This is a genomic window from Sphingobium sp. BS19 (assembly GCF_027925545.1).
GTDB lineage: Bacteria > Pseudomonadota > Alphaproteobacteria > Sphingomonadales > Sphingomonadaceae > Sphingobium.
In genome coordinates this window covers 19929-45465 of sequence record NZ_BSEF01000007.1, presented here as the reverse complement: position 1 = coordinate 45465, position 25537 = coordinate 19929, and the positions used below count along the sequence as shown (strand labels likewise).

At 58.8% G+C, this 25537-nt stretch carries 23 protein-coding genes; 12 read left to right on the top strand and 11 right to left on the bottom strand.

Annotated features, from left to right (window positions below; translation table 11 throughout):
• Positions 1-2: 2 nt before the first annotated feature.
• The gene (locus tag QMG56_RS09520) at positions 3-704 is read right to left on the bottom strand and encodes a dienelactone hydrolase family protein (RefSeq protein ID WP_281822318.1); all 702 of its coding nucleotides are present in this window, start codon (positions 702-704) and stop codon (positions 3-5) included.
• Positions 705-874: 170 nt separating this feature from the next.
• Here QMG56_RS09520 and QMG56_RS09515 point away from each other — a divergent pair, with 170 nt between their 5' ends.
• The 6 genes from QMG56_RS09515 (at position 875) to QMG56_RS09490 (ending at position 6695) form a co-directional block, all read left to right on the top strand.
• On the top strand, positions 875-1129 hold the full coding sequence (locus QMG56_RS09515) for a DUF6489 family protein (RefSeq protein ID WP_230186326.1): 255 nt from the start codon (positions 875-877) through the stop codon (positions 1127-1129).
• An 11-nt stretch (positions 1130-1140) separates the two neighbouring features.
• Positions 1141-2430: a tRNA uridine-5-carboxymethylaminomethyl(34) synthesis GTPase MnmE gene (gene mnmE / locus QMG56_RS09510; RefSeq protein ID WP_281822317.1), complete on the top strand. Its 1290-nt coding sequence runs from the start codon at positions 1141-1143 to the stop codon at positions 2428-2430.
• A gap of 68 nt (positions 2431-2498) precedes the next feature.
• A complete protein-coding gene (mnmG, locus tag QMG56_RS09505) occupies positions 2499-4352 on the top strand; it encodes a tRNA uridine-5-carboxymethylaminomethyl(34) synthesis enzyme MnmG (RefSeq protein ID WP_281822316.1) in 1854 nt (617 codons plus the stop codon).
• Positions 4349-4987, top strand: a complete 639-nt coding sequence (rsmG, locus tag QMG56_RS09500; RefSeq protein ID WP_281822315.1) for a 16S rRNA (guanine(527)-N(7))-methyltransferase RsmG — start codon at positions 4349-4351, stop codon at positions 4985-4987. Before mnmG ends, rsmG begins: the two co-directional genes overlap by 4 nt.
• Complete coding sequence (locus tag QMG56_RS09495; RefSeq protein WP_281822313.1) at positions 4984-5769, top strand: ParA family protein; 786 nt, start codon at positions 4984-4986, stop codon at positions 5767-5769. The genes rsmG and QMG56_RS09495 overlap by 4 nt, the downstream gene beginning before the upstream one ends.
• Complete coding sequence (locus tag QMG56_RS09490) at positions 5766-6695, top strand: ParB/RepB/Spo0J family partition protein (RefSeq protein ID WP_281822311.1); 930 nt, start codon at positions 5766-5768, stop codon at positions 6693-6695. Before QMG56_RS09495 ends, QMG56_RS09490 begins: the two co-directional genes overlap by 4 nt.
• A 74-nt stretch (positions 6696-6769) precedes the next feature.
• Here QMG56_RS09490 and QMG56_RS09485 read toward each other — a convergent pair whose 3' ends face one another.
• Positions 6770-8911, bottom strand: a complete 2142-nt coding sequence (locus QMG56_RS09485; protein WP_281822310.1) for a TonB-dependent siderophore receptor — start codon at positions 8909-8911, stop codon at positions 6770-6772.
• Between the two features lie 220 nt (positions 8912-9131).
• On the opposite strand from QMG56_RS09485, the gene QMG56_RS09480 reads away from it, so the two are divergent.
• From QMG56_RS09480 to QMG56_RS09455, 6 genes are all read left to right on the top strand, one after another.
• On the top strand, positions 9132-9698 hold the full coding sequence (locus tag QMG56_RS09480; RefSeq protein ID WP_281822309.1) for a DUF1993 family protein: 567 nt from the start codon (positions 9132-9134) through the stop codon (positions 9696-9698).
• Positions 9699-9985: 287 nt separating this feature from the next.
• Complete coding sequence (locus QMG56_RS09475; protein ID WP_281822308.1) at positions 9986-11224, top strand: site-specific integrase; 1239 nt, start codon at positions 9986-9988, stop codon at positions 11222-11224.
• A gap of 414 nt (positions 11225-11638) precedes the next feature.
• Positions 11639-12139, top strand: a complete 501-nt coding sequence (locus QMG56_RS09470; protein WP_281822307.1) for an RNA polymerase sigma factor — start codon at positions 11639-11641, stop codon at positions 12137-12139.
• Positions 12136-13128, top strand: a complete 993-nt coding sequence (locus QMG56_RS09465) for a FecR domain-containing protein (protein WP_281822306.1) — start codon at positions 12136-12138, stop codon at positions 13126-13128. Before QMG56_RS09470 ends, QMG56_RS09465 begins: the two co-directional genes overlap by 4 nt.
• A gap of 97 nt (positions 13129-13225) precedes the next feature.
• The gene (locus QMG56_RS09460; protein ID WP_281822305.1) at positions 13226-15784 is read left to right on the top strand and encodes a TonB-dependent receptor; all 2559 of its coding nucleotides are present in this window, start codon (positions 13226-13228) and stop codon (positions 15782-15784) included.
• Complete coding sequence (locus QMG56_RS09455) at positions 15784-17946, top strand: prolyl oligopeptidase family serine peptidase (RefSeq protein WP_281822304.1); 2163 nt, start codon at positions 15784-15786, stop codon at positions 17944-17946. The genes QMG56_RS09460 and QMG56_RS09455 overlap by 1 nt, the downstream gene beginning before the upstream one ends.
• Positions 17947-17952: 6 nt before the next feature.
• Here QMG56_RS09455 and QMG56_RS09450 read toward each other — a convergent pair whose 3' ends face one another.
• From QMG56_RS09450 to trbK-alt, 9 genes are all read right to left on the bottom strand, one after another.
• Positions 17953-19683, bottom strand: a complete 1731-nt coding sequence (locus tag QMG56_RS09450; RefSeq protein WP_281822303.1) for an asparagine synthase-related protein — start codon at positions 19681-19683, stop codon at positions 17953-17955.
• Positions 19680-20321, bottom strand: coding sequence for a lasso peptide biosynthesis B2 protein (locus tag QMG56_RS09445; protein ID WP_281822302.1), 642 nt, complete (start codon positions 20319-20321; stop codon positions 19680-19682). The genes QMG56_RS09450 and QMG56_RS09445 overlap by 4 nt, the downstream gene beginning before the upstream one ends.
• Before the next feature lie 67 nt (positions 20322-20388).
• Complete coding sequence (locus tag QMG56_RS09440) at positions 20389-20526, bottom strand: benenodin family lasso peptide (RefSeq protein ID WP_281822300.1); 138 nt, start codon at positions 20524-20526, stop codon at positions 20389-20391.
• Positions 20527-20844: 318 nt separating this feature from the next.
• Positions 20845-21057 (bottom strand): DUF2274 domain-containing protein, encoded by a 213-nt coding sequence (locus tag QMG56_RS09435; RefSeq protein WP_281822299.1) that lies wholly within the window; start codon positions 21055-21057, stop codon positions 20845-20847.
• Positions 21058-22335: a TrbI/VirB10 family protein gene (locus QMG56_RS09430; protein ID WP_281822298.1), complete on the bottom strand. Its 1278-nt coding sequence runs from the start codon at positions 22333-22335 to the stop codon at positions 21058-21060.
• The gene (gene trbG / locus QMG56_RS09425) at positions 22332-23339 is read right to left on the bottom strand and encodes a TrbG/VirB9 family P-type conjugative transfer protein (RefSeq protein WP_375713670.1); all 1008 of its coding nucleotides are present in this window, start codon (positions 23337-23339) and stop codon (positions 22332-22334) included. Before trbG ends, QMG56_RS09430 begins: the two co-directional genes overlap by 4 nt.
• A complete protein-coding gene (trbF, locus tag QMG56_RS09420; protein ID WP_281822297.1) occupies positions 23336-24019 on the bottom strand; it encodes a conjugal transfer protein TrbF in 684 nt (227 codons plus the stop codon). Before trbF ends, trbG begins: the two co-directional genes overlap by 4 nt.
• A gap of 3 nt (positions 24020-24022) precedes the next feature.
• Positions 24023-25306 (bottom strand): P-type conjugative transfer protein TrbL, encoded by a 1284-nt coding sequence (trbL, locus tag QMG56_RS09415; protein ID WP_281822296.1) that lies wholly within the window; start codon positions 25304-25306, stop codon positions 24023-24025.
• A complete protein-coding gene (gene trbK-alt, locus QMG56_RS09410) occupies positions 25303-25527 on the bottom strand; it encodes a putative entry exclusion protein TrbK-alt (RefSeq protein WP_281822295.1) in 225 nt (74 codons plus the stop codon). Before trbK-alt ends, trbL begins: the two co-directional genes overlap by 4 nt.
• Between the last annotated feature and the right edge of the window lie 10 nt (positions 25528-25537).

Here is a 25537-nt window from a genome sequence, read left to right as displayed (position 1 = left end):
GCTTATAAATGGTTCGCGAAGAATTCGGCTGTTCGGCCATCGGCAAGCTGCGCTGCGGCATCATCCCGACGATTACCCATTTCCGTCGCAAAACCGTGATCTTGGCCCGCATAATCGTACAGCGTGACATGGCGGTTGTCGGCAAGGCCAGTATGCATAGCGGCCTGCGCCGTGGCATCGACAAAATGGTCGTCAGTAGGGATATGCAGCAGCACCGGCTTGCCAATCGCATGTTGTTCGCCAAGCAGATTGTCTATTCCGACACCATAATATCCTACGAATGCATCGCCATCGGTCCGGCATGCTGCCATGAAGGCGAGACGACCGCCCAGACAATAGCCGACACAGCCTACTTTGCCGTCGCCGCCCAGTGCTGCGCGCGCTGCCTTTATCGTGGCCTCGATATCGCGAATGCCCTGATCCTGATTGAATTTCCCTATAAGACCAAGAGCTTGCTGAAATTCCGGTTCAACGTCGGGATCAAGTTCGATATGCGGTTGCAGGCGCCAGAAAAGATCGGGAGCGAAGGCAAGATATCCGTCCTTGGCCCACGTATCGCATTTCGCGCGAATACCCGCATTCACGCCGAAGATTTCCTGAATGACGATGATTGCCGCTTTCGGCGTTCCTTTGGGGCGCGCGAAATAGGCGTCGAATGTGCCGTCGCCTTCAAGCGTCGTAATAGGGGTCATACCGTCAGCCATTGGTCGTCTCCATATCGTTATGTGCTGGTCTCATAATGGCGTATCCCCGTGGCAGTTCAAGGACAGCCGATAGCTGAGATTATGGGGAACTGGCATTTCCCGACAGGTTGCGGCATGAATGGGACCGGTCGCCATATGTATAGGTGACGGACTGCGCAAAGGGCCGGGTCATGAATGTTACCGTCAATGTCGAATGTACGCCGGAAGAAGCGCGGGCCTTCATGGGTTTGCCCGATGTGTCGTCCATTCACGAGAAATATGTGCAAACGATGCTTGAAACGATGGACGGCACCGTCAGCCTCGATCAGATGGAAAACCTGTTTCGAAGTTTTTCGCCGATGGGCGATGCCGGAATGCGTCTTTTCAAACAGATGATGGATCTGGGGCTGTCGAGTAGCGGCATGGGTACGACGAAAAAGGGATAGCCCCTGGCGTGATGGCCGATACGATTTTCGCACTGTCCAGTGGACAGCCTCCCGCAGCTATTGGAGTGATCCGTATCAGCGGACCGCAAGCGGGGGCGGTGCTTGAGCGTCTGGCAGGGCGCTTGCCCAAACCGCGCCATGCAACATTGGCCACTTTGTGCGATCCTGAGGATGGCGATCCACTCGATTCCGCGTTGCTCCTGTGGTTTCCTGGTCCGGCCACTGCGACGGGTGAAGATTTGGGCGAAATACACTGCCATGGCGGGCGCGGCGTGACGGCAGCCCTTTTGCGCGTGCTAAGCCGACAGCCAGAATGCCGGATGGCCGAACCTGGAGAGTTCACGAGACGCGCATTTGAAAACGGACGGATCGATTTGAACGAAGCCGAGGGGCTGGCCGATCTTCTGTTGGCCGAGACTGAGGGGCAGCGCCGTGCCGCCATGGCGATGGCTCAAGGGCATTTTTCTCGACTGGTCACGTCGTGGCAGAGCGAACTACTTCGCCTATCCGCGATGGCGGAAGCTGCGCTCGATTTTTCTGACGAGGACGATGTACCGGGGGAGGGAATAGAGAAGGACATTGCTCAAGAAATCGAAGCGCTAGTCGAGGCCGTTATGGTAGAACGTCAACGTCCGACGGCCGAACGACTGCGCGACGGCATTGGCGTGGTGATCGCCGGCCCGCCCAATGCAGGTAAATCGACGCTGCTGAATGCTTTGGTGGGGCGAGATGCGGCCATCGTTTCCGATATAGCCGGGACCACCCGCGACCGGATAGATGTACCCGTGGCGCTCAACGGCGTTGCATTTCTGCTGACCGATACGGCCGGATTGCGGGATGAGGCGGATGACGCGATTGAGGTAATCGGCATGTCTCGTGCGCAAGACGCGATTGAAGCTGCAGACATTCTTTTATGGCTGGGGAGGACCGAAGATGCTCCCACCTCCAACGCGATAAAGATCGCAGCGCAATCGGATCGACCGGATTGGAATATGCCTGAAGGGGCCGACATCGCGGTATCTGCGAAGGGTGGCGAGGGGCTAAGCGCTCTTGTCGAAATGATCGTCGGTCGAGCCGCGCGGCTGTTACCGCGAGAGGGAGAATATGCGCTGCATGCCCGCCAGCGAGAAGCTCTCGACCTATTGGCTGTCGAATTGGATCAAGCGCATCATGTGCATGACATGCTCATCGTTGCCGAGTGTTTACGCCGTGCACGGCAGTCCATCGACGCGCTAACCGGCCGATCAGGAACGGAGGATATGCTCGATGCCCTCTTTGGAAACTTCTGCATCGGAAAGTGAAGCGGTGTTTCACGTGAAACATCTCCAGTAATTTTGACCGGAAGCGCGTTACGTTCTATGGGCGATGAATGCGCGAAATCGAATATGATGTGATCGTGGTAGGCGGTGGCCATGCCGGTTGCGAGGCTGCGGCCGCCGCGTCCCGAAAGGGTGCGCGCGTTGCGTTGGTGACATTCGATAAAGCCACGGTCGGGGCCATGTCGTGCAATCCAGCCATTGGCGGATTGGGCAAGGGGCATCTAGTCCGTGAAGTCGATGCACTGGATGGCCTGATCGCCCGAGCTGCTGACGCGGCCGCAATTCACTATCGCATGTTGAACGCCAGCAAGGGTGCGGCAGTTCAGGGGCCACGTATCCAAGCTGATCGCAGGCGATACCGGAGCGCCATCCAGACGGCATTGGCTGCGCATAGCACGCTGGATATCGTTGAGGGCGAAGCCACCGCTATTGATCTTATGCACGGTGAAGTGGCGGGGCTGCGGCTGGCCGATGACAGCATTATCTCGACACGCGCAATCGTTCTTGCAACGGGCACCTTCCTTGGCGGGACGATGTTTCGGGGTGAGGAGCGCAGCATAGGCGGCCGCACAGGCGAACGTGCCGCGACCGAAATGGGGCGCCAATTGCGCGATATAGGGTTGCCGATTGCGCGATTGAAGACGGGAACACCGCCACGGATCGATGGTCGCACGATTGATTGGGCCGCATTGGAAGAACAGTCTTCCGATCCGGAGCCATGGACTATGTCACCCATGTCGACGGGCAGACCCTTGCCGCAGACATTCTGCGGGATAACGCGCACCAATTCGCGAACGCACGATATCATTCGCAGTGGGCTTGATCGCTCTCCGTTATTCAGTGGTGCGATAGCCGGGCAGGGGCCACGCTATTGCCCGTCCATCGAAGACAAGATTTTCCGTTTTGGCGACCGCGATGGGCATCAGGTATTTTTGGAGCCGGAAGGGTTAGACGATGCTTTGGTCTATCCCAATGGGATCAGCACATCCCTGCCGACGGACATCCAGATTGCGATGGTGCAGTCGATGGCGGGGTTGGGGCGGGCGAAGATCGTCGTTCCTGGCTATGCGGTGGAGTATGACTATATCGATCCGCGGGCATTGGATTCCCGATTGGCCGTCCGTGCATTACCTGGCTTGTTCTGCGCGGGGCAGATCAACGGTACGACTGGATATGAAGAAGCTGCAGCCCAAGGGTTGATAGCGGGTGCCAATGCCGCAGCGCTCGCGCTGAATGAAGCTCCACTGATTTTGGATCGGGCCAGCAGTTACATTGGCGTCATGGTTGACGACCTTGTGTTGCAGGGCGTTACCGAACCTTATCGCATGTTGACGGCGCGCGCGGAGTACAGGTTGCAGTTGCGTGCCGACAATGCCGTTACGCGGTTGACGGGGGTCGGCGAGGCGCATGGGCTCATTGGGACAGCCCGCCAGCATTGGTTTGCAAAGCGGAGCAAAGATCGCGTCGAGATATTGTCCGCACTGCAGCGTCCGGTTACCGCATCCGCGATGCTCGCTGCCGGTGCGTCAGTGCGTCAGGATGGCGTTCGCCGTACCCTGTTTGAGTGGGCGCGGTTTCCCGAAGTTCCTACATCGGTGCTCGATAGGTTGTTGCCGGACCTGAGCCAGTTTGATCCGCTCCTGCGGGGGGAGGTTATGGAGGATGCCCATTATGCCCCCTATCTGGAGCGCCAAACCGCAGAAGTCCGCGACCTGCGTGCCAATGAATCTATCATGATACCGTCGCACCTTGATTTCGGAGCGATCGGCGGGTTGTCCCGCGAAATGCAGGAGCGCCTCGAAGCCGCGCGACCGGAGACGTTAGCCGCTGCGGGGCGGATACGCGGAATAACGCCCGCGGCTCTTGCCGCAATACTGGTTCACGTAAGGCGCCGTGCGGCATGACCGAAGACGAAGCACGCGCTTGGCTGACTCATCTGGATGTTTCACGTGAAACCTGGATTAAGCTGAATGAGTATGTGGCTATTTTGCTGGACGAGATGTCTCGGCAGAATCTGATTGCTGAGTCGACGAGAGACCATGTGTGGGCGCGGCACATCGTCGACTCCGCGCAGCTGCTACCTCTGGGCCCGACACCTAATGAACGCCAACGCCCTTGGATAGATCTAGGGTCTGGGGCGGGATTGCCGGGGATTGTGATCGCATTGCTGTCGCGGTGGGACGTCATCCTCGTGGAGTCGCGCCGCAAGCGGATCGATTTTCTGGAATCGGTCATTGACCGCCTTGGGATAGACAATGCCTCGGTGTTTGGAGGTAGAGCGGAAGTTCTGACTGTCAGCACACCGGCCGCCGTTATCAGTGCCCGCGCATTTGCGCCTTTACCTAAATTGTTCGCCTCGGCTTATCATTTGTCAGATGCGAAGAGCTTTTGGCTGTTACCCAAAGGTAAAAGCTGGCAGAGTGATATCGAAGACGCTGCGCCGTCATGGCATGGTACGTTTCACGTGGAACACAGCGTCACCGATCCCGACAGCGCCGTTGTGGTCGCACGGTCGGTACGAAAAAAGGGCCGTCGATGATGCGCATTGCGATCGCCAATCAAAAAGGTGGGGTGGGTAAAACCACCACGGCTATCAATGTCGCAACGGCTTTGGCAGCGACGGGACATCGCACCCTTCTTATCGATCTGGACCCGCAAGGTAATGCATCGACGGGTCTGGGTATTACGCAAGCCGAGCGGAACCGATCCAGCTACGACGTGCTCATCGGGGATTGTTCGGCGGAAGATGCGGTTATTCCTACGCGCGTTCCGAAACTTGAGATCATGCCGGCAACACAGGATCTATCAGGCGCTGAAATCGAATTGATCGACTATGAACAGCGGACGCATCGGCTCGATAAGGCTCTTCGTGAAGGCGAGCAGGGGCGGTGGGATATCTGCCTGATCGATTGCCCGCCGTCCTTGGGGCTGCTGACAATCAACGCTATGGTGGCAGCTCATGCATTGCTGGTGCCGCTTCAGTGCGAATTTTTCGCTCTGGAAGGATTGTCGCAGTTACTGCAGACCGTCGATCGCATTCGAGGCCGTTTCAATCCGGGGCTTTCGATCATGGGCGTGGCGCTCACCATGTACGATCGCCGCAATCGGCTGACCGATCAGGTGGCAGATGATGTCCGGGCATGCTTGGGCGATGTGGTGTTCGACACGGTCATTCCTCGGAATGTCCGCCTTTCAGAAGCCCCTAGCCACGGCATGCCAGCGCTGATCTACGATTATCGTTGCGCCGGGTCGGAAGCCTATATGCAATTGGCACGCGAATTGATCGGTCGGTTGCCGCAGAGGGAAGAGATTGCAGCGTGAGTGAGGAAACCGCACAAAAGGTACCCGTTAAGACTGTGAAACGGCCCCATGGCTTGGGACGCGGGCTTTCCGCCTTGCTAGGTGACACTGCGCAGGAAGAATCGACTACCTCGGCTCCACGTGAGGGATCGTCTGTACAAAGCATTGAAATTGCGCTGATTCAGCCGCATCCAGAACAGCCGCGTCGTCATTTCGACGATGGTGCGTTACAGGAATTGGCTGACAGCATCGCCAAGCGGGGTGTCATACAGCCGATTATCGTGCGTCCGCGGGGATCGGGTTATCAGATCGTAGCGGGGGAACGTCGCTGGCGGGCCGCACAGCGAGCGCAACTCCACCGCATTCCGGCAATCGTTCGCGACTTTGATGAGGCCGAGACACTCGAAATTGCGCTGATCGAGAATATCCAGCGTGAAGACCTGAACCCTATCGAAGAAGCCGAAGCCTATCGCAAGCTGATCGCACAATTCGGCCACAGCCAGGAAGCCCTCGGCCGTCTTGTAGGAAAATCGCGTAGCCATGTTGCCAATTTGATGCGCTTGCTGGAGTTACCGCCCAGTGTGCAAACGTCGGTGATGGAACAGCGCCTGACGATGGGCCATGCGCGCGCTTTGATCGGAATGGCGGATTGCGAGACACTGGCCCGTACGATCGAACAAAAGGGGCTTTCGGTCCGCGATACCGAGAAGCTCGTTCGAAAGGCGAAGACGGGGCATATCGACGCACGTTCATCCTACAAAACGCAGTATGACCCCGCTGGCATGGATGCCGACCTGACGGCTTTGCAACAGCATCTGGGCGACATTCTCGGCCTGAAGGTCGAGATTGCCCATAATACTGGCGGTAATGGCACACTTACTTTGCGCTACTCCACTCTGGATCAGCTCGACATGCTGTGCCAGCGTCTGTCGGGCGAGCGTATTTAGCTTTTCCTTGGGCGAGATAGGTAGAAAACCGGCATCCGGCGAAGCCAGATACCGGTTTGCTGGTGCCCATCGGATCAGAAGCGATAGCCGACAGTACCCATGACATTGCGCGGTGCGCCCGCGAAACAATCGCCGCGGGCAAGGCAGGATGCGTAATATCTGTTGTTGAGGAGGTTGGTGGCATTCAGCGCGAATCGCCAGTTGCTCCATGTGATTTCAGCCAATGCATCCACGGTGGTACGCGACGGGGTAACAATTGTGTAAAGCGTCCCTGTGGGAATGGCCGGATTGAGACCATAAGGGTCTATCGGCCCGGTCGATTTGCTTTTGCCGCTGTGTACCGCTCCCGCACCCAGACGCAGTTGCGCGCCATCCGCGAGCCCGAATGTCTTGGTGGTCCAGATCGATGCCGTCTGGCGCGGCATATAGTCCAGACCGGTGTTCACTTCCGAACGCAGCTTGTTATAGCCGTAGTTGACCAGCAGCTCGAAATTGCCCGGCAAGGTGTGGCTCGCTTCGACCTCGACACCCTTGGTCGTTAACTCGCCGGATTGCGTCGTCGCACCGCTGGCCAGATACCGCACACGGTTACGTTCCTTGATGTGGAAGGCGGTGACCGTGACGAGTGTGTTGCGTTCCGGCTGCCACTTCACCCCTGCCTCAAACTGCGTACCTGTCTGGGGTTTGTAGGGATTGCCAAAGCTGCCATCGGCGTTGGTAATAGTGCCGGCAACGAGGAGGAAGCTCTCCGTATAGCTGAAGAAGGGTGACAATCCGGCTCCGACTTCTCCGATTATCCCCGCGCGGAAGGTGGTGGCATTATCCTTCTGACCCGATGAGCCGGTGACATGGTCGCGGCGCGCGCCCAGCACGACGGAGACGCGGTCGTAGAACCGGATCTGGTCCTGTACGTAGACGCCCAACTGTTTCTGCGACGCGTAGGTGAAGGGACCACCGGGATCATAGGTCCGCAAAGCATCGCCATCGATGTCGTACAGATCGACTGTCTCGGACCCGCCGGCGTAGCGCTTGCCTACCTTGTTCCAGCTATAATCGACGCCCACCAACAACTTGTGCTCAATATTCGCACCGGTGTTGAAGGATAGGCGCAGGTTATTGTCGGTCGAAAAGACGTTCATTCTGGCATCGCTGGCATCCGCGGTCAGGCCAATGGTCCGGCCATAAGTGCCCGCCCCCGCATAGACCAGGAAGGGGTCGGTAGGATTGGTGTAACTGTCAGCATAATGAGTGAAATATTCCAGATCGCTGTCGATATAGCGCGCCTTCAGGCTGAGCCGGATGCTGTCGGAAAAGTCGTGGGTCACCGAACCGCCGCCCTGAAGCGAGCGGCCATTGTAACGATCCCACCCTGGTTTGCCGACAAAGGTATATCGGTCCAGTCGGCCCGAGGGATTGGCGGGGTTGGGACGGAAGGTGCCGACAATCGGCAAGAATTGTGAGGTCGAGCCGGTTTCATCCTTCTGATAGAGTCCGGTGAGCACGATGTCGGTATCGGGCGTCGGCTGCCAACGGATCGAGGGAGCGAACATCACGCGGTCGTCGGGGACATGGTCGACATAGGTGTCGGCATCCCGCACGCGACCGACAGCACGGATCGCCAGATTGTCCGCCAGCGCCAGATTAAGGTCGGCCAAGGCTTCCTTCCGATCGAAGCTGCCGTAGACGAGACTGACTTCGCCGCGTGTTTGGAAATCGGGCGTCTTTGATACCAGGTTGATGAGACCGCCGATCGATCCCTGACCGAACAGCACCGAGGCTGGGCCGCGGACGATCTCCACGCGGTCGAAATTATACGGGTCGGACGTGATACTCGCATAATAAGAGAAGATGTCGCGCATTCCGTCTCGAAACTGGAGGGCATTGAGGCCGCGCACATTGAACCCATCCACACGTGTGTCACGGCCATAGGGGTCGGCGAGAACGCCTGCAGCATATTTGACGGTGTCGCTGATGCTGATCGCGCCCTGCGAGAGATATTGCTCGGCAGAGATGACCTTGATCGGCTGGGGCAGTTCGATGAGCGGGGTTTCCGTCTTAGTTCCGGCATTGGCTGCTGTAACGACGATCTGGTCTTCTTCCCCGCCGGGCGCAGTTTCGGCCGCGACCTCGGGCACCCGCTCTTCGGCGCGGGCTGCGGTAGCGAAAAGGCCAATCATTGCCGCGCCGCAAAGAGCGATCGAGCGAGTGACAGACATAATTGTTCCCCTGTTGCGATTTAATCTCAATAAACGGGCGAATAACGCTATTGGGAATGAATCGCAATATACCGAAGCATAATTTGTTGGGGGTCGACGTTGGTGGCAACTCCAGCGCCAAGCGAAACAAAAAAGCTCGTGCTGCATCAATGACTAATGGGCCGGGATGTCTCGGCAGTAGTTTTGTTTTTGCATGTCCGATTGCCAAGGAAGCGCCAGTATGAAACTCCAAGATATTCTCGTCCCGACATACGTACAAATGCTGCGGGCGCTTTCGGCGTGGCTTGAAAAAGCCGAAACCGCGATACCGGAAAATGAGATGAAGCCACTCCTGACCGCACGCCTCGCAGCAGACATGTTTCCGCTGTCGACTCAAATTTGCTTCGCATGCGTTCAGGCGCAGGAGGGTATCTTTAGACTGCGGCAGGAGGCCTTTCCCGCGTCAATCGACGTGCTGCTCGATGCGGGGCGCAACGCCGACGAACGACCGGGTTCCATGGACGATGCTCGCGCAAGGATCGCCGAAACCATCCGCATAGTAGAGTCCGCAGCGGCAGACGCATCCGATTTGGCACCGACGGCAACGATTGCACATACATTGCCCCAAGGCATGACGTTCGATCTCACGGCTGAGCAATATGTGCGCGACTGGGCGCTGCCACAGTTCTATTTTCATGTGATGACGGCTTACGCGATCCTGCGTGCACAAGGGATCGATCTCGGCAAGGCCGACTATGTGGCACATATGTTTGCGTATTTGCGTCCGAGCGCGGCGTCGTCAGAATAGCCGTGCCGCTTGGACTTGGGAGCGTTGAACTATACTATTTGAACAAGGGGAAAATGGTGCTGCCGGGGAGGATTGAACTCCCGACCTCAGCCTTACCAAAATAACTGTTAACCTACGACGGCTTACCCCAATATACTTTATATCACTAAAAACAAACGATATTGTGAGATACTGACTACGCTGGACTGCGCTATGGTAGCCCAGATTTCGCCCCTATTTGCTGACAATATGCTGACAAACTGGAGCATAGGTGATATTGTCAGCAATATCTGGGGAGGAGGCGCATAATGTCAAAGATTACTAAGGCCAAAGTGGATAGCCTTGCGCCTCCAAAGTCAGGTCAAAAATACCTGTGGGATGCCGAGTTGCGCGGGTTCGGGGTGAGGGTGTTACCATCTGGATTGAAAGCCTTCCTGCTCCAGTACCGGAATGCCGATGGCCAAAGCAGGCGAATGGTTCTTGGCCGCTATGGCGTTTTGACTGTCGAACAAGCTAGGTCCGAAGCACGTGTAAAATTAGGTGTTGTTGCTCGAGGCGGTGATCCAGTTGTCGATCGCAACAATGCGCGCGGGGCACCGACAGTAGCGGAAATCTGCGATTGGTATCTTCAGGAGGCTGAGAGCGGACGCTTACTTGGTAGCCGACGTCGCCCTATTAAGGCGTCCACACTTCGCATGGACCGTAGCCGTATCGAACGACATATTAAGCCGCTCGTCGGTAACAAGAAGGTGCGTTCGCTAAGTGCACCCATGATCGCAGAAATGCAGGCCGACATTGCTTCAGGCAAATCGGCATCAACAAAAGGCAGTGGTCGAGGCCGGGATACGATTGGCGGCGCAGGAGCGGCGTCACGTTCGATTTCTACCCTTCATTCGATACTCGAACATGCAGTAAGGCTAGGCAAGATCGAAGCGAATCCCGCACGTGGCGTGCGTCGGATAGGTTCCAAGCAGCGCACAAGGCGGCTCAACACATCCGAAATTGTCGCGATCGGTCAGGCTATCAGAACCGCAGCCGCTCAAGGTGACCACCCTGGTGGCCTTACTGCAGTCGTTCTTATCTTGTTGACCGGCTTTAGGCTCATGGAGGCCCAGGGCCTCCGGCGAGAGTGGCTAGATCATGATAGGGGATGCATCACGTTCCCTGACACCAAAAGCGACGGACAAGTGAGAGTTATCGGTCGTCGAGCCCTCGCGATCCTCATGGAACACCCCGAAACGTCCGGTAGTCCTTTCTTCTTTCCATCAGCCCGGACCGACAGCCACTACAAGCAAGTGCCCGACCTGGTAGCCCGGCTATGTCAAATCGCCCGGCTGGATGGCGTTACGCCCCATGTGTTTCGCCATACCTTTGCGAGTATCGCAGGCGATCTTGGATATTCGGAACTTACCATTGCGGCACTTCTCGGCCATGGGAAGCGGGGTGTGACACAAGGCTATATCCACATCGACGAGCTCCTGCAGTCCGCTGCAGACGCCACTTCGGAGCGAATAGCTGGCTTGCTTTTCGGTGCGGACGGCGCGTGAGGCACCGGCGTGTGCGCTTGCTGAACGGCTCTTGCCACGGCGGCATAGCACTATTTTAGAAGGTCTCTTGGAACGGCAGCCATGAGCAACTTGGGTCTTGCGCTCCCGATGCAAGGTTGTCATTTTCGCTGAGGACGGGCCTCTGGCGCTCGCCAAACTTGAAACCCGCCAGGCATTATGAGCGTCGGTCCGCGATGGACCGGCGACCGGATCGGATGTGGCGCGTAACCATCGCGTCGAACGACGGCAAAGCAGTGGGAAGGCGTAAGGTCGGGAATATCCGGCCCGCCGTTGCTGTGCCTGGATCCCCACGTGCCTCCCTTCAGAACGCGATGTCCATCTCCCCGGCCGCCAAGATCCCCATCGTCCGGTTGCCACAATAGTCCTGCTGACACAGTGGAGCCGCCGCAGCCGATGGTTTCCGCCTTCGGTCTTGAAGTTGCGTTCAAGACTGAACGTGCCAGCCTTCTGCAATATTTGGGCAGACGAGCAGGTAATGAGGCCGCAGCTGACCTGGTCCAGGAGGTGTTCATGCGGGCGGCGAGTAGCGATCAGGCGTCGCGCCTGATCAACCCAGCCGCCTTCATAAGGCGGATTGCGCGCAACTTGCTCATTGATCGAGCGCGCCGACAGAAGCGCGATAACGTCGTCTTTTTTCCGATAGATGAACAGCGAGACCTGGTCTCGCTGCCCCAGCAGAGCTGGAACCTCGAGGCGGCCGACTTGCTTCGCCTGTATGAAAGTGCCGTCGAGACCTTGCCTGAAAAGACCCGCCGCGTCTTCTTGATGCATCGGGTCGATGACTTGAGTTATCGCGAAATTCATGACCGCTTGGGGATCAGCATCGCTACAGTGGAATATCACATGATCAAGGCGATCGCGCATATAGGCCGGCATGTGGATGCGGCACGATGACAGATGCGGGCGGCGAAAACGAACAGCGGCGCGAAGCCATCGAAGACGAAGCAGTGGCCTGGCTGGTGCGTCTGGGCGGCGGGGACCAGGAACCTGCCGCACTGAAGGCTTGGCTGCGCGAGTCCGCCGAACATCGCCGCGCCTATGCTTGGGCCAAGCGGCATTTCGACAGCTCCATCATACTTAAAACATCCAGTCGCCATGGCCGACGCCGGGCATTCAGGCCGCGAAATCTGTTGGCACGCGCAGCCATAGCCGCTGCGATCATTACTATCGTTGCTATTGGCGTCAGCTTCATGTCCGTCCCGCCGATGCAAGGCGACAGACAGCTGTCCGACAATGCGCCAGTGTTGAAGACATTGCCGGGCCAAATTGACACATTCGATCTCGCCGATGGCTCCAAGGTTACTATGGACGCAAGCAGCCGACTCACCGTGTCAATCAAAGGGAATGAACGCCGGCTGCGGTTCCAGCAGGGCAGGGCGCGCATAGCAGTCAGGTCCGATGGTCGACCATTTATCGTTGAAGCCGGACAGGGTGAGTTGCTGACTCGGGCTGCGCGTTTCGACATTGGCCGAAAAAGTGATGGTCGTATCGAGATTGCAGTCCTGTCCGGCCAGATCGAACTCAGACGGCTGTTGCGGCCGGCGGTTATCCGATCTTACTCGCATCATGCCCAGGCTGGACAGACTATTGTCTACTCTGCTGGCAATTTTCGCCCCGTGGCGGGGCTACGCGATGGTGTTGATCGCCGCGACTGGCCTCAGGGCTGGACGGAATATGAGGCTATCCCGCTTCGCATCCTGATCGCGGACGCAAACCGTTATGCGCGACCGCCTATCGTGCTGGACGACCCGGCATTGGGCGACCTGCTGGTGTCAGGACGCTTTCGCTTGACCCAGGCAGACCGCTTTTCTGCCCGCATCGCGGACCTGTTTGATCTCGCGCTAAGCCGCAGCTCAAGCGGCATTCATCTCCAGCGGCGATAAAAAATTCAAAGATCGACTAAGGTCGATCGAAATCAAACGTCAACAACCCCCCAGAGCCTGCCGACCGGCGGGCCGATGAGCAAAAAAGGGGGAAAATATGACAGGGAAGAGATTTCAAGCAATCGTCGGACTGATGTTAGGCGCTGCCACGACCGTGACGATCCCAGGAAGCTTGGCACAAGATAAAGCACCCTTCATCTTTGACTTGCCCGAGCAGAATTTAAGCGATGCGCTCAGCACCGTGGCCAGGCGCGCTGGCTGGGAGATCTACATGCCGGCCGCGCGCGTCTCGGGGTTGAAAGCGCCGGCGCTAAATGGCGCGCTAAGCGCGCGAGAGGCGATCGAGAAACTGCTCAAAGGCTCCGGCCTTCGTGCGCGCTTTCTCGATGACGCGGTGATCATCAGCGACCGCTCAGCGCCTGAAGACACCGCAGCAGCCGAGCAAGCAGACGGGATCATCGTGACCGGGACGCGGATTACGGGTGCACCGCCGGCCGCCCCGGTGCGGGTTTTTACCGCAGATGACATGCGGCGCGCAGGCCAAGCGGACCTGGGCGAAGCGCTGAGAAGCTCGCCACTCAATTTTGGCGGCGGCCAGAACCCCGGCGTCGGCCAAGGCCAAGGCGCGAGTGACGTGAACGTCAATGGCAGTTCATCAATCAATCTTCTGGGCCTTGGTCCAAATGCTACGCTCACGCTCCTCAATGGGAACAGGCTCAGCTATACCGGGCTTAACTCTGCAGTCGATATCGCTGCCATCCCAGCTATCGCTGTCGACCGCATTGAGATTATCGCGGACGGTGCGTCGGCCATCTACGGCGCGGATGCTGTCGCGGGCGTGGTCAACGTCGTGCTGAAGCAGGACTATGAAGGCATAAGCGCGCTGGGGCGGCTCGGCGCATCGTCCGATGGCGGCAATTTCCAACAGCAATATAGTCTGACCGGAGGCCATCAATGGGCGAGCGGCGGAGTCCTTGCTGTCTACGATTACTCGGCAAACACCGCGATTTCTGCCGCCAGTCGCTCCTATACGAGTCAAATGGCGTCGGACTCTTACCTCTATCCGCGCCTTGGTCGACACAGTGCGCTTGTTAGCGCGCATCAAGATGTGGGCGCGAGTGTCACGGCCAAAGTCGACATGCTTTTCAAGCGCGGTCGCCAGGATATGCTGCTCGGCTTCCTCACCGGGCTCCCGCACAGCGTTCTGGGTGCCGCTGTGCGGGCGGACACGAAGTCCTGGCTCGTTGCTCCGTCGCTGACTGTTAGGCTGACCCCATCGTGGACAGCCCAGCTGACCTCTTCATACGGCGTCGACAAGAGCCGTTCCAATTCCCAGATCTTTTATGATGGCATGCCGTTCCCGCCGAGTTACCGTCAATATGACAACGAAGCTCTGTCAATCGAACTGGGCGCGAATGGATCGCTGTTGGCTTTGCCGGCTGGCTCCGTTCAGATGGCTATGGGCGGCGGCTATCGTCGTACCGCCATCAAAGTGACGACGAGGACAAATGATGTCACCAGCAATGCATTCGACCGAAGCGCCGATAATGCATATGGCTATGCCGAACTTCTCGTGCCGCTGTTATCGCCTGCACAGCAATCGCCCTTGGGTCGCTCTCTGCGCCTTACTGGCGCTTTTCGATACGAGGCCAACTCCGGTACAGACTCGGTTGCCGTGCCTAAGCTTGGCATCATTTACGAGCCCGTGCATGGGTTGACACTCAAGGGCAGTTGGGGGCGGTCCTTCCGATTGCCCACGCTCTACCAACGCTATTCCATATCCTACGCCGGCCTTGGCCCTACAGAAGGTCGCGCCACCGGATTCCCCGCTGGCTCGACCATTATCATCTTGACCGGATCTAACCCTGGCCTGAAGGCAGAACGATCCGAGAACTGGACTGTGTCAGCCGAGTTCAAGCCAGTTGCGCATCCTGAATTCAGCGGGAGCATCAACTATTTCAATTTTGATTATACCGATCGCGTAGCCGAACCGCTGACTTCGTCGGTCGGCGCGCTGAACAACCCGCTATATGCCGGACTCATCACATTCAATCCGACCATCGCGCAGCAGCAGACAGCTATCGCGGGCGCCGCTCTGGGCCTCGAAAATGAAACGACAACGCCCTATGATCCCACGGCCGTTGTCGCGATCCTTGACCGTCGCGACCGAAATGTGGCGCGGGAGAAATATAAGGGTATCAGCCTGTCGCTGCGCTACCGCATTGGCGACCCGGATCAGGACTCCTTCGATATAAGTTTTGACTGTAACTGGATCGACAGCAAAAGACAATTGCTCGAAGGTCTGCCGGTCACGGATCTCTCTGGCACCTTGTTCAATCCGCCGAAACTCAAGGGCCGGGCCGGGCTTTCCTATGTCACGCCGCGGCTGACCCTCTCGGGTTTCGCCAATCTGAGTTCAAGCCTGCTCGATAGTCGCACCGCGACCACCTACCGCATTGATGGCCTTGCAACGTTCGATTTCACAGCCCTCGTAAAGCCTTCGGACGGACTTGAACTGGGCGTGATCGTCCAGAACGTGCTCAATGCCAAACCGCCCGTCATCCGCACCGGATCAGGCTATGATTCACCTTTCGACACCACGAATTTCTCCCCGATCGGGCGCTTCATCGCGGTGCAGTTGCGGCGGACCTGGTGATGCTGGATCGGTTGCAGACTTTTGCGCGGTGTATCGCCCCGGCCATATTGCTATGCGGTTCGGGGGTGGCGTGCGCCACTCCCGAACCCATCCACCCATGGACGCTGGAGGATGTGCTCTCCATTCCGCATGTGACCGACACGGCCCTCGCCGCCGACGGCCGCACTATCGCTTACATCCTTCGGGTAGCCAACCAAGCTGCGGATCGGACCGAGTTCGAGCTCCATATCACTGATTTTCGATCGGGAGGGGACAAGGTGGTGTCCCGATCACTCTGGATGGAACGCCTACAAACTGTCCCGGGTCAAAAGGCCTGGAGCGTCCTTGCCGATCAGGGCGCGGGGGTCCAACTCTATCGCGTCGATGGAGCCGCGCAGATGTCCTCCATCATCGTCAATCCCGAGACCGTCTTGGTGGGATCCGTCGATGGTGGCGAATTTGGCTACGGCTTCACCGGACCCGTCCGCTTCGGGATTGCGTATTACGACTGGTCGCCAGACGGTCGCCGCCTGTTCTACTCGCAATTGAGGCAGGGTACAGAAAAGGATGGGGTTCGGCACGATGAGGACGTCACGCGCCTGACGCTTTTTCGTCGACGAGGTCCGGCTGTTACCGCACGGTTTTTCGTAAAAGAAGGCGGCAAGGCGCCGATCGGGCTTGCGGATGTGCCACCGTCCGACAGAGTGGGTCGCTTCCTGGGCGGGATGCCCGCTTGGCATTCCGATGCGCTCGACTTCTCCCTCCAGACAGATGATCTGAACACACCTCACGTGGCGCGCTATCGATGGCACTTCGGCGACAAGACGCCCCGTCGTTTGGATGACGAACCTACGCTGTTTTCAGACGCCATTGCAGGACCCGGGGGCGGGAACCTCTTTGTCGAAGGCGAGGGGGTTGCAGCGCGGCTAAAGGAACGTCAACCTGGCGGCAAGACCCGCGACTTTGGCGCTTTTAATGCAACATTGTCGGACCGGCGATCTCCTGGACACTGGCTGTCCCCGAATCGAGATTTTGCGCTCGTCGCCGTACGTTATCCACTCGAGGGCAGATATGGCCTTGTGCGGATTGAACGAAACGGGGGGATCAAGCGGATAGAAGTGCCGGAAAGCCTTACCCATTGCAGCTTCGCGCCATCAGTTGCTGAGGGGGTGTGCATATGGGAAGGGATTGCGCGGGCTCCGGCGTTCGTCCGAGTTAGGACGGGCGATGGCAAAATATCGGCACTCCAGTCGCTGTCCTCCCGCCATGAGCAGATTACGCCTCTCAAAACTGAAGTGCGCGATCTGGTCAACGCCTTCGGCTTTCTGGCCCGCAACCGCATTATATTTCCGCGGGAATATAGGACGGGACGCCGCTATCCTGCCATCCTTGTCACTCATAGCACCGATGCCGATGACCGGTTCGGCGCGCTCGACCTTCAATGGGATTATCCCGTCCAGTTGTTCGCTGAGCGGGGCTATGTCGTTATACTCGCGAACGAGCCGCACGCCTCGCAAAGCGCATTGCTGAAGAAGGCAGATGCAGATCGTAACATGTGCGGCGGCGAAACCTCGCCTGCGCAGATCCAGCGTCTCGGATGGTTCAACCAGATCGAGAGCTTCCGGAGTATTATCGACGCGCTCAACTCGGACGGAGTCATCGATGCAGATCATGTTGGTATTGCGGGGTATAGTTATGGATCGCAGATCGCCAACGTGGCGGTGACACAGACCAAGCTGTTCAAGGCCGCATCGAGCGGTGACGGGGGTTTTCTCGAGCCAGCGGCCTATCGCACGCATCGATGCGCCTACAAGGCGATATTTGGCGGTCCTCCCGGAGATCCGGCGGCCTCGGCCAACTATACTGCTTTCGCGCCCTCTTATCGCGCCCGTTTTGCGCGGGCGCCGGTGCTGCAGCAAATAGCCGAACCGCATGAAACAGCGATCGACTTCCATCAGGCTCTGCGCGCCGCGAATGTTGCAGCGGAACTCTCCCTCTATCCCGGTGAGACGATCGCATCGGACGAAACGCACTTCTTCCACATCCCATCCAACCGACTGGCTGCGATGACAGAGAATGTGCAGTGGTTCGATTACTGGCTGAAGGATATTCCACCACCATCTGGTCTCGACGGGAATCGCCGCGAACGCTGGGAGGCCATGCGTGCACTGATGCCCGACTGAAGATCCCTAGCTCGTCCACTGGCGCGCCCAACTCTCCGCGCCAGTAAGACCCAGCAGCCGCCGCGCGTGCGATCTATCATATGGTCCTATTCTGCCGGAGGACGTTGACTCTGGCAGATCGGTGAGGATTCCACGTTCGGCCAAGATCCCAGTGCGCAGATAGGCGATTATCCGGCCTTCGTTTTCCCAGAAGAAGCGATCGAGAAAGCCTGATGGGCCGCCTTTTGTTCGACGCCCGATGATCGAAGGGGGAAGATCATGTTCGAATGCGCGGCGCGCCATTGCGCGGTCGGTGCCGCTTTCAACCCAGGTCCAGGTCGGAATCTTGAGGCATTGCTCCATGACCGGTTGCGCCAGGAGCGGAGAAATCGATGGGGGATGAAATCGGCGATCGTGAAAGCCGTCGTTACCCATCGCCCGGCAAATCGCCCGAATATGCGCAGCCTTACCCTGCGATATGCCGTCGGGTTGATCGTACCAGAAATGGCGCCTGCTCGTTTCGATCGCGGCTTTAAGCCATGCAGGATCAAGAAAGGAGCGGTCTCCGCTGGTAGCACGAGAGCGAGGATCGCGCCCCAGACGCCGGCATAGGTGCAGCAGGATCGTAGGAAGGTCGGCGCCAGTTAGCCGCGCTACATCTGCCGCTGTCTTGAGGAGGGCCCTCACGCTATGTTGGGCGCGCAAGCGATCGAGTATTGGGGCGATCGACAACATCAAACAGAAGACATTGTCACCGCCATCGCCATTGAAGAATGCGTCGATGCCGAACCGGTTTGCGGCGGCGGCCTGCGCCAGCGCCGTGCACTGCGCATAATGGGCGGTGAAGGGGCGCGCCACGGAAGCTACGATTGGGCGTTCGATATCGATCATGCCGAGATCGTAGGGGATGATGTCCAGTGTCGATCCGAGCGCATTCGCCATCGTTAGCGCGAACGATCGTTCATCACCTTCTCGGTCATCCCAACTCATATGCAGGCCGTGCAATTGTGCGCGCGACTGGTCGATCCCGAAGGTAACGATCGAGGAATCCAGTCCGCCTGAGATCCCCGACAGGATGACCGGAAACGCGTCGGCCCAGGTTTTGATCGCATTCAGGATGATGCCGCGAAAATCGCCGGGTTCCGGCACCCCGATGTCACCATCGCTTGGCAGAAAAGACCAGGGTTTCCATAGGGCATCGGTCCGTCGGCTGGCGGATGTCACCTGCAATCGCTGACCTGACAGGAGCTCGCTTACCCCCGCAAGGCAGGTTTGCTCGCCGGCATAATGCGGGTTCCACAGATGCACCAGCAGCCCGTCTGCATCCATGCGAACGCCGTCCTCGAAGGTAAACGGGTACTCCCCGATCTGTGTGGCAACCGCCACCGTCCCATCGAAATCCCGCCAGAAGGCCGGTAGCGCCCCTGACGGATCGCGCACGACCACGAAATCCCCTTTGGGATCGCGGAATATCGCGACATAACCGCCCCAGTAATCGCGGATCAGACTTTGTCCGCGCGTGACCAGAGCGGCATTGACCTCCGCTGGATTAAGTTCGGTTACAGTTGCGCTCGGTATCGAGCGCGTGAAGAGATGGCCGATGATAGCGCCCTGGTCACCGAGCATCAGCACATGGTCGGTCGCCCACAGCTCTATAGGTGCATCCAAAGCGATGCGGGACATGCCTTCGAACATATGTGAATGCGCTGGACTGGTCTCTTCAGCGCCCAGAAAGGCGACAAATCGAGGCGCCATCATATGGCGAGGATGGGTTGAAAACCCTCAACATTTTCGGGCGAGTCGCCAATCAGCCGCTGTTGGCATTGGACCCAGCAATGGGCAGCGATCGGAAGACGCACACCGATGATGATCGTTGGCTTATGGCCGAACAGACGCAGCATTCGCGAAGCCGCCACGCTGTTGGGGAGGCACTGATCACTGAGCGGCAAAACGCGTTGTGCGAGGCAGAAGGCCGCCGCAATCCGCGCCTCGCTGATCCGCCCGAACTTTAGCTTGGCCGGGCGGGTCGCTTCGTCATGAAGCGTCTCCAACAGGCGCTGGAGGGACAGTCGGCGTACCCGCGATCGCGCCATCACTAGCAATATCAATGCAAAAGGGAGTAATGCCCAGCCCTGGCTCAGACGAACATTCTGGTGATGCGCATAGCGCGGTTTTTCCGGCTCTGATTGTCGATCGTCGATCTGCGGTGCCGGCACAACTAATCCTGCCGCAGCCAGTGTCTCGCACATGCGGGTGGTCGCCTCATTATGGAGAAACGCGCTGAGATGGCGCCCCGTCAGGCCGCGCGCCAATCGATATTGCCCTTCCGCGGTGTCAAGCAGAACAGGCGTATCGCCCACGAGGCAGGCGTGAATATGGGGGGCGAGCCGATACATATGTACAACTCCCGCTCGAGGGGTGGTGGGAGCACACCACCCCTTGGGGTGACGTGCTCCCGTTCCGTCAGTCGTCGTCGGAAATGCCATTGCCCTTCCGTAGCGAGCCATTGCCATCGTCGGCACCAATCAGCGCCACGCCGCGCGTGAGGTCCAGGGCATCGCCCAGGTCAACGAGGTCTTGCTGATGTTCTTCGCGTTCCATAGTATTTCTCCTTCCAGATTGCGACTCCATGTCGCAAACTGGAAGTTTTCATAGTCTTCATCGATCTTCCATTTTATAATCAGATTATAAACTTGGATCGCATCTGATCTAATACTTGCGCTTTTAATAATCGTGACCGAGCAGTGAGAGCGAGCGTTGGGCGCGCGCACTGCTGCCTTTAGCTAGTAAGCCTGGACATACGCGGCAGTCACCCGGTCACGTCTACGAGCGATGCCGCAGAAGGCGCAACAGTGCTGTTCGGCCATGATCGAGACAAGGATAATCGCCCCCACATTGATGCCTATCAGGCTCATCGCCTCACGCGCTGCGTTTGAAGCCGCGATCACTCGCTATGAAGCGTTCCAGCATCGGACTTATCAGACGTTCCACCGCCAGCGGCTGCGCGAGACCCGTGTCAGCCGCATGCGCTCGGGCGTAGGCAATAAGGTCGCGATGCACGAGCGCAGGCAGTTCGATCGTCACCTTGACTGGCTTATCGTCTTCGATCGGCCCCAGTTTCAGCTTGGCCATTTAGTCCTTCCTTTCCCATGGATGCAGTACAAGGTCGCGCGTGACCATCACACGGAGCGAATGACCCGGCCGTATGGTGAGTGTCGGCGGGATGGCCATCTGCCGCTGGACCAGTTGTTGCCCGGCTTGATTGATCGTACCCTGCGTGCCGTAGCGTAACGCCTGAATGAGTGTGTCGTCGTTGTCGGTAGCCAGTTCCGTTCCCACGCCGAGCAATGTCGAGATCAGCGCGGCGCCCAGCATGCCGGTCCAGTGATGATTGATGCCATCCTGCAGGCCTGACATACCGGCGGCATCCGTTCCCGGAGCACGATCCAGGAGAATAGAGGCGCCATCTGGAAAGAGGAGGCGATCCCAGGCGAACAGCACGCGGCGCTGACCGGCTGCAATCTCGCTGTCATATTTGCCGATGAGCTTGGCCCCCTGTGGTATTAGGAGGATCCGGCCGGTAGGACTGTCATAGACATTCTCGACGACCTGGGCTGTGATGTGTCCAGGAAGATCGGAGCGGATGCCGGTGATCAGCGCGGCCGGAATGAAAGTGCCGGCTTGAACGACGTAAGGCGACGCCGGGGAGATGATCCTTTGGGCACTGGCCGCTTCGCCTGGCCTACCCGACTTGAGAAAGTCGCGTCTGTCCGCAACAAGCGTGCTTGATGGGGAGGCTTCAGGATCGCGCAGCGATGGGATGGTCGCTCGCCCGTCGGGATCCAGAAAGCCGCCGCTGGCGGAGATCGCTGACGAAGAGGGTGTCGTGGCCAGAAAGAGCTTACTGGTTTTCGCGGCTACTTGTGCAAGGCCCTTTTGCTCCGCCGCCGATTGCGCAGCCGTCCGAATCGGTTCGTGGGAGGAGCCGGCAGGAATAACGGTCTCGCGTCTTTGCCGGGCGGCGAGGATCGGTCGTCCAAGATCACCGGGTAAAGGTGCGCCCAGTTGAGGAATCTTGGCATAGTCATTTGGAGCTGACGTGATATTCTCAGCGCGTGTCCGCCCCTCCGACACGGGAAGCTGTTCGAGCCTGCCTGCCTTGGGTTGCAGGGCGTAGACCACGATACCGCCAATGCCGATACATCCTGTTGCAGCCAGAATGACGATGCCCCTGCGTGACAGGCGAACAATCCGCGGGGGTTCGCCTGACAAGCGAAATGGCACATCTGTCGAAGGATCCGCAGGCGTGGCGGTGCCGCCCATATTGTGCGGATCCTGAAGCTGCGATCTAGCAGGCTGTCCGTCTTCCTTGTCAGGCAACGGCTGCCCTGTTTGGTTTGGATCGCTCATGACGCCTTTCCCCGGCGCCGGTTTTCCGGTGTGGCGCGATCGATACGCACGACCTTTTGTTTTTTCCTATCGCCCAGACGCAGCTCAGCGGATGTGAACAGGCGGTCGACGACCATATAGCGCCCTTGAACCCGGTAATTGACGAGCTCCGCTGTGTCTCCTGCGCCGCTGACGAAAAGCGGCGGCATTTCACCAGCGCCGACGTCCGCAGGGAATTCAATCATGACCTGTCGACCATCGTCAAAGGCGCGCACAGGACGCCACTCGGGCATGTCTCCCGAGATCCGGTAGTTGAAATATATTGCGGTCAGATCGACGCCACCGGCTGCTGGCACCGTGCGCGCCTCGCGTTCAGCGATGCCTTGCAGGGCAAACAGGGCGTCCTGCGGATAAGTCCAGGCGATAGATGCCATATAGGTTGATGGTGTGCTGTGCAGTTCGAGATGATAGGTGCGCCTGTCGGTATTGATGACGAGGTTGGTAGCGATATCGTCCTGGGTAGGCTTGACGAGGATATGCACCTTGCGTGTTGCGCCCGTGCCGCTCACCGTGTCCCCAATGATCCAGCGCGCCGTGTCGCCCGCGGCGATCGGCCCCGCGCCGACCAGCTCTTCTCCTTCCTGCAGCGCAATGTCGGTGATCTGCCCCGGCTTCGCATAGAGCTGATACAGTGCGCCTTCCGCATAAGGATAGCGCTGGATCGCATTCAGATAACCACCCTTGCCGGGCTGGATGCGTGCCGCTGCATTGGCCCGTCTCACCCGGCTTTGCGGATCCACTGTGGCTGGGTCCGCGCGTAACTGCGGCAAAGGCTTGAGTTGCCCCGGGAGAGGAAGCGGAACGGGTACCGGGAAGATCCGCGCCGTGCCAGCTGGCACGGAAGACGTCGCGGCAATCATATCCGGGTCGCCGCTATGATCGATTTTCTGCGCGGACGCAGTTGAGGACAACGCCAGCAGCGGCGTAAGGGCGAGACCCAGAAACGATGGGCGAGTAGATGTCATTGGCTGAACTCCTTCGACCAGTTGAGAGCGTTGACGAAAATACCGAGCGGGTTCTTGGTGACCTGCTCTTCCGAACGTGGCGACTGGACAGCGATGGTGAGGATCGCCGACCAGCGGGTCGTCTCGACAAGCGCGCCTTGCTCATACCGGCGCTCTGCCCAGCTCACCCGAAAGCTGTCATTTGAGGCGCGTATGACGCTGGAGACATCAACGGCGATCTGGGTCTTGCCGACTTTTGCGAACGGATCGTTGGCCCTGGCATAGTCGCTGAGCACCAGGGCGCCCTTGTCGGTTGTGAAGTCATAGGCGCGAAGCCAGTTTTGCCGCAGCACGATGGGATCGGTCGGGATGCTGCGTATTTCTTCGATAAACCGCGCGAGGTGGAATGCGATCTGGGGATCCGTCGGCCGATAGTCGGGCGTTGCCGGGGCGACGGCCTGGGTCTGGCCGAGCTTGTCGACCTCCACGACCCAAGGCGTGATCGTCCCCCGCATAGATTGCCAGAGCAGGCCTGCCGTAAGCCCTGCCGAAAGGGCAAGGCTACCGAAGAAGGCGAGCCGCCAGCTATGGGCTTGCACCCGCGCTGATCCGATCCGGTCATCCCAGACCTGCGCGGCGCGCTGATAGGGTGTAACGGGTTCAGGCGATTTCCCATAATGTGTAGAAGAACGGTTGAACATCGGTCAGCTCCTGTCAGTGATGTCGGGGCCGCCGCCACCGCCGTGGCTGTCCCCACTTTTGAGCGTCTGGCTGGCGATAGCGGTACTTTGGCTCATCATCTGGCGGCGTTTCATCGCGGCTGCCCAGGGTAGTGCGCCGCTGTGTTCGGGGGAGGGGGACCCCGCCTCGCGTCCTTGTTCCCCGCGCCCTTCAGCAAAATTCTTCTGGATGCTGCTGGCCTTGGCCCGCAACGGCGAGGACATAGTGGCGGCCGCGCTTCGTGCGACTTCGGCGGTGCCAGCGGCAACGGCAGCCATCCCCGATTTCCCGGATGCGCCAGCGGAATAAGCCTGTGCAGCGGCGCCAGCGGCTCTCGCCCCGCCCGCCGCTGCGCCTGACAAGGCGTTGCCGGCGGCGCCAGCTGGCAGATGTGCGCCCGCGACGCCGCCGGCGAGCGTGGCGCCTGCGGCTACCGCCGTGCCTGCGGCGCTGCCGGCGCCGAGTTGCGGTCCACCCGACACGATGCCATTCGCGAGGCCCGGGCCGAAGATGCCAAGGCCCAGTAGAGTCAACGCCGCCAGCGCGATGGCCATCACCTCTTCGAGCGTGGGCTCGGCGCCAAGGCCAGCACTCGTGAAACGTGCGAACAGGGTGGTTCCGATCCCGGTGATCACAGCCAGGACAAGAAGCTTGATGCCGGATGAAATGACATGGCCCAGCACGCGCTCCGCCATGAAGGCTGTTCGGCCGAAAAAGGCGAAGGGGAGCAGGACGAAGCCTGCCAGTGTCACGAGCTTGAACTCGATAATGGTCACGAAGACCTGGATCGAGAGAATGAAGAAGGCGAGCACGACGATCAGCCAGGCGATAAGGAGGATCGCGATCTGGACGAAATTGGTGAAGAGTCCGACCGGGCCCAGCAGGTCGGCCGTAGCGTCAAGGAGAGGCTTACCGGCATCGAGTCCGGTTGCAGCGACGAAGCCCGGTTTCAGGAAGTCGCCAATCGCCATGCCACTGCCTGACGCCTGTAGGCCGAGGCCTGCGAAGCTCTCGAACAATATGGTGGCGAGGTTCGAGAAATTGCCGATGATAAAGGCAAATGTGCCGATATAGAGCGTCTTGCGGACCAGCCGCTGCAGGATGTCCTCGTCCGCGCCCCAGGCCCAGAACAGTGCCGCGATGGTGACGTCGATGGCGATGAGGGTCGAAGAGAGAAACCCGACTTCCCCGCCCAGAAGTCCAAAACCGCTATCGATATAGCTGGTGAAGACCGACAGAAACTGATCGATGACGCCCGTGTCGTTCATGATGCCGCTTCCCCACCGAAAAAGCGCTGCCGCCGCTCTTCCCAGGTTGCCCCGCATTCTGCATCAGGGACGGTGGTCGTTCGGCAATGCCCGGTATCCCCTTTTGGTGGCGCGGGCGTGGCGGTCTGATCAATGTCCGGTTGCGAGCGCTCCTGGTCGGGCAACATCGCCATGACCAGCGTGACTGCCATTATGAACCCGGCAACCGCTGTGGCGAACACGAGCCTGCCT

Bases quoted from the DNA above. Each gene is read 5' to 3' on its own strand.
- QMG56_RS09430 (WP_281822298.1), bottom strand. From the start codon at position 22,335: ATGAGCGATCCAAACCAAACAGGGCAGCCGTTGCCTGACAAGGAAGAC.
- QMG56_RS09475 (WP_281822308.1), top strand. From the start codon at position 9,986: ATGTCAAAGATTACTAAGGCCAAAGTGGATAGCCTTGCGCCTCCAAAG.
- trbL (WP_281822296.1), bottom strand. From the start codon at position 25,306: ATGAACGACACGGGCGTCATCGATCAGTTTCTGTCGGTCTTCACCAGC.
- QMG56_RS09440 (WP_281822300.1), bottom strand. From the start codon at position 20,526: ATGGAACGCGAAGAACATCAGCAAGACCTCGTTGACCTGGGCGATGCC.
- QMG56_RS09450 (WP_281822303.1), bottom strand. From the start codon at position 19,683: ATGATGGCGCCTCGATTTGTCGCCTTTCTGGGCGCTGAAGAGACCAGT.
- QMG56_RS09470 (WP_281822307.1), top strand. From the start codon at position 11,639: ATGGTTTCCGCCTTCGGTCTTGAAGTTGCGTTCAAGACTGAACGTGCC.
- QMG56_RS09515 (WP_230186326.1), top strand. From the start codon at position 875: ATGAATGTTACCGTCAATGTCGAATGTACGCCGGAAGAAGCGCGGGCC.
- QMG56_RS09435 (WP_281822299.1), bottom strand. From the start codon at position 21,057: ATGGCCAAGCTGAAACTGGGGCCGATCGAAGACGATAAGCCAGTCAAG.
- QMG56_RS09460 (WP_281822305.1), top strand. From the start codon at position 13,226: ATGACAGGGAAGAGATTTCAAGCAATCGTCGGACTGATGTTAGGCGCT.
- QMG56_RS09480 (WP_281822309.1), top strand. From the start codon at position 9,132: ATGAAACTCCAAGATATTCTCGTCCCGACATACGTACAAATGCTGCGG.
- mnmE (WP_281822317.1), top strand. From the start codon at position 1,141: ATGGCCGATACGATTTTCGCACTGTCCAGTGGACAGCCTCCCGCAGCT.
- QMG56_RS09520 (WP_281822318.1), bottom strand. From the start codon at position 704: ATGGCTGACGGTATGACCCCTATTACGACGCTTGAAGGCGACGGCACA.
- trbF (WP_281822297.1), bottom strand. From the start codon at position 24,019: ATGTTCAACCGTTCTTCTACACATTATGGGAAATCGCCTGAACCCGTT.
- QMG56_RS09495 (WP_281822313.1), top strand. From the start codon at position 4,984: ATGATGCGCATTGCGATCGCCAATCAAAAAGGTGGGGTGGGTAAAACC.
- QMG56_RS09485 (WP_281822310.1), bottom strand. From the start codon at position 8,911: ATGTCTGTCACTCGCTCGATCGCTCTTTGCGGCGCGGCAATGATTGGC.
- QMG56_RS09445 (WP_281822302.1), bottom strand. From the start codon at position 20,321: ATGTATCGGCTCGCCCCCCATATTCACGCCTGCCTCGTGGGCGATACG.
- QMG56_RS09465 (WP_281822306.1), top strand. From the start codon at position 12,136: ATGACAGATGCGGGCGGCGAAAACGAACAGCGGCGCGAAGCCATCGAA.
- QMG56_RS09455 (WP_281822304.1), top strand. From the start codon at position 15,784: ATGCTGGATCGGTTGCAGACTTTTGCGCGGTGTATCGCCCCGGCCATA.
- rsmG (WP_281822315.1), top strand. From the start codon at position 4,349: ATGACCGAAGACGAAGCACGCGCTTGGCTGACTCATCTGGATGTTTCA.
- mnmG (WP_281822316.1), top strand. From the start codon at position 2,499: ATGCGCGAAATCGAATATGATGTGATCGTGGTAGGCGGTGGCCATGCC.
- trbG (WP_375713670.1), bottom strand. From the start codon at position 23,339: ATGACATCTACTCGCCCATCGTTTCTGGGTCTCGCCCTTACGCCGCTG.